The organism is Aeromonas cavernicola, from assembly GCF_002795305.1.
Classification (GTDB): Bacteria; Pseudomonadota; Gammaproteobacteria; order Enterobacterales; family Aeromonadaceae; genus Aeromonas; species Aeromonas cavernicola.
On sequence record NZ_PGGC01000088.1, the window covers coordinates 1 to 2,991 of the forward strand.

Genomic DNA, 2,991 nt, shown 5'->3' on the forward strand with positions numbered 1-2,991 from the left:
GCGCGACATTGGCCAGCAGGAAAGCTTCACACAAGATAGGTGAAGCGACCCTGCGCAGGTGGGGAATGCCTACCGCGCTGCGCTTGGTGTCCCCGTGTGACACAGACAGCAAAAAGCCGCTGTCAGCGCCACACGGGGATCGAATAGGGCATCGGGGGTCTGTGCTGACGGCACGTTGTTGCAGGTGATCAGCACTGAGGTATCAAAGAGTTTTTTTGATGAATCAAAAGTGCAAATTGATGTTTGGGGCGTTGGTGGAGGCCAAAAAAAACCACCGAGGGTATGAGGTGGTTTACATTTTGGCTTTGGAGGGGAAGCCAAGAGGCTGTGCATCATGTCAGCCTTGCTCAGCACAATAGCATCCCTGTTTGGGGCGGGGCCACTGGCTCCACCCTGATGGACTCTGTTTTACTTCACCTATTGGCCCCCGCAGGCATCCGCCGGACGCGCTCGATGTTCCGAGCGATTTGTTCCTCTCTTGGTGGTAGTGCAACCATAAAAACAGCATTAAGATCATGCTGTTATGGCGTTTGTGCCACCATTTAAACCGCACTAAAAAGACAAGCCACCCCTTTTGTTTCAATGCGTTACACCAGCTTTGCTGGTGCGTAATGTGTATGGCTGTGAACCACCGTTTTTAAGGGGTAATGACGGCGCGAAGAGTGGCTATGTCGTTAAGGGTGGCACTGTTCGGGGGTACTGGAACATCGCGAAGCGAATAGCGGTACAGAACCGGTACAAAAGTGGTACAGAATCGGTACAAAACCGAGACAGATTTGCAGGGCGGGGCGGGAACAAATCGCTCGGATGGCAACCGAGACAAATACGCGATAGGCCGTTAAAACGAGCTGAAACGATACCCTGCATGATCCGGCCCTAAAACCGCCTCAGAAGCGTTGTAAACTTTCAGGCAGTAGATGCCATGTCTTGGGCGTAGAAACGCCCCAAAACACGATACAGGCGGCCAAATCCTGACGGGTTGGCCGTTTTGCTATGCAAAGTTGGCTATTAAACATAATGACGATTTTATTCAGTGTTTTTTTAAGTTTAATGTGAATCAGTTTGTTATTAACAATCAATGCTTGGTATACAAAGATGGTTCCATTAGTTTTATATCAGAACATGCAAAATTAATGTCAAATACCCCACCATCCACACTCACTAATTTATTGTACTCATTGTTTTTAATATTGATGTTGGCAACGTTTTTTGTTGGTATTCCACCGATGATTATGGATGCAACCTGGTTGCAAGTGACGGTGCACCTACAAGTGTTATTTCTGACTAGCTGTTTAAAAAACATGTCGCACGAGGTGTCTGATAAATCAAAGTGTATGGTGATGATAGACTTGTATAAATCTAAGTTTATTGATATTAAATCAATAACTGATATGGATATTGGTTCGGTAAAAATTCTATTAAACAAACCCGTGCTATCAAGTTCATTCCAATATTTCATATTGTCCTTACCTCGATTGGTATTAAAGGTTAAGAAAACGAATGTAAAAAATAGCCTTACCGAAGGATGAGGATATAGTTAATTCAATCAAAAGCAATGCCAATATTGTTTGTGCGTATAAGGGGGGCTTATGGTAAATCCAAGCCCCTTTTTGCTGCCCGCCACCCTGCAAACTAGCTTGTCTTGCCGTGCGTTATCTCTCATCCTGCGCCGCACTGTCCCTTGTCCCTGAGTGTCCCTATGCAAACCATCACCCATCACTCATCCCACCCTTGTCCAACTGGTGGCGTCCGGCGCTGTCCGTGTTGTGGTCGCTGTGGGCCAGCCAGGTGGTTGGACCCTACTGGTCCGCTACGGCCTCGCCGAACGCGCCCTCGCCGCCCAGCGTAGTAAGCAGCTCAGGGTGTTTCGTAAACTCGATACCTTGGTGCTTTACCTGCAACAGATCGGCGTCAGTCGTTTCGACGTGGACGCCGCCAATTTCAGCGTCACTAGCCGATGATTAAGACCGCTTGTTAGCTTTCATGATATACAACATAATATAACCTAAAGATTATAATTGGTGTGTTATGTGGACGGTAAAAACGACCGACGTGTTTGATAGGTGGTTTGATGCGCAAGATGATGGCGCTCAGGAGAAAGTCCTAGCTGGGTTGCTTGCCTTGGCGCAAGGAGGTCCATCGGTGGGGCGCCCATTGGTTGATACCATCAAAGGGTCACGCTTTACGAATCTAAAAGAGTTGAGAGTTCAGCATTTAGGTGAGCCACTGCGGGCTTTCTTCGTTTTCGATCCATTGCGCCACGCGATAGTACTGTGTGCTGGTAACAAAGGCGGCAACGATAAGCGGTTTTACAAAGAGATGTTGCCGATCGCTGAGGCTGAATATGCCAAACACTTAACTGAGTTGGAGATTAGATAATGGGAAGAACGCTGAATGAGATGCTGGCCTCCCGCTCGGTGGAGGGGCAGAAAAGGATCCAAGAGATGGCCAACGAGCTGCTGTTGGAAGTACATCTTCAAGCGTTGCGTGAAGAGTTGGAGATGTCACAAGAGGAGTTGGCTTCGGCTTTGGGTATCAGCCAACCAGCAGTAGTAGCGATGGAGAAGCGAGGCAGTGATATCAAACTATCCACAATGAAACGTTACGTGGAGGCGATGGGCGGTAAGCTACGTGTGGATGTTGAACTTCCAACAGGGAGGCACATCGGTTTTAACGTCTGACCATTCAATGGATCCTGCGGCCAGCTAATCAAGCTGGCCGTTTTGTTATATGGGGTTGCTCACCGACCTAATTCAACATAATGACGATTAGACGCAGCGGTTTTTGGCGCCTGCTGGTGCAATCTTCCCTCTCCCTTATGGGTGTCAGAAAAGCCTGAAATCACGTATCCAGTGACGGGGCTATCGTGGCCCCGTCTGCTGCCTGTGGCACAATGATGGCTTCACTAAGCAGATAGGAAATAAGAACATGGCCAACCATGCCTACATGACCATCACCGGAAAAGAACAGGGATTGATTTCGGCGGAGAGC

At 48.3% G+C, this 2,991-nt stretch carries 4 protein-coding genes; 3 read left to right on the top strand and 1 reads right to left on the bottom strand.

Going from position 1 to position 2,991, the window contains the following annotated elements; genetic code table 11:
• Positions 1-1,075: 1,075 nt before the first annotated feature.
• Positions 1,076-1,459, bottom strand: coding sequence for an Imm50 family immunity protein (locus CUC53_RS19585; RefSeq protein WP_100294037.1), 384 nt, complete (start codon positions 1,457-1,459; stop codon positions 1,076-1,078).
• 283 nt (positions 1,460-1,742) lie between these two features.
• On the opposite strand from CUC53_RS19585, the gene CUC53_RS10060 reads away from it, so the two are divergent.
• The 3 genes from CUC53_RS10060 (at position 1,743) to CUC53_RS10070 (ending at position 2,681) form a co-directional block, all read left to right on the top strand.
• Complete coding sequence (locus tag CUC53_RS10060; protein WP_236757903.1) at positions 1,743-1,961, top strand: hypothetical protein; 219 nt, start codon at positions 1,743-1,745, stop codon at positions 1,959-1,961.
• A 67-nt stretch (positions 1,962-2,028) separates the two neighbouring features.
• Positions 2,029-2,379 carry a type II toxin-antitoxin system RelE/ParE family toxin gene (locus CUC53_RS10065; RefSeq protein WP_100294038.1) on the top strand — a complete coding sequence of 117 codons (351 nt, stop codon included), beginning with the start codon at positions 2,029-2,031 and terminating at the stop codon, positions 2,377-2,379.
• On the top strand, positions 2,379-2,681 hold the full coding sequence (locus CUC53_RS10070) for a helix-turn-helix domain-containing protein (protein WP_100294039.1): 303 nt from the start codon (positions 2,379-2,381) through the stop codon (positions 2,679-2,681). The genes CUC53_RS10065 and CUC53_RS10070 overlap by 1 nt, the downstream gene beginning before the upstream one ends.
• Positions 2,682-2,991 lie beyond the last annotated feature (310 nt).

Coding starts and splice junctions, on each gene's coding strand:
- CUC53_RS19585 (WP_100294037.1), bottom strand. CDS start 1,459: ATGAAATATTGGAATGAACTTGATAGCACGGGTTTGTTTAATAGAATT.
- CUC53_RS10065 (WP_100294038.1), top strand. CDS start 2,029: ATGTGGACGGTAAAAACGACCGACGTGTTTGATAGGTGGTTTGATGCG.
- CUC53_RS10070 (WP_100294039.1), top strand. CDS start 2,379: ATGGGAAGAACGCTGAATGAGATGCTGGCCTCCCGCTCGGTGGAGGGG.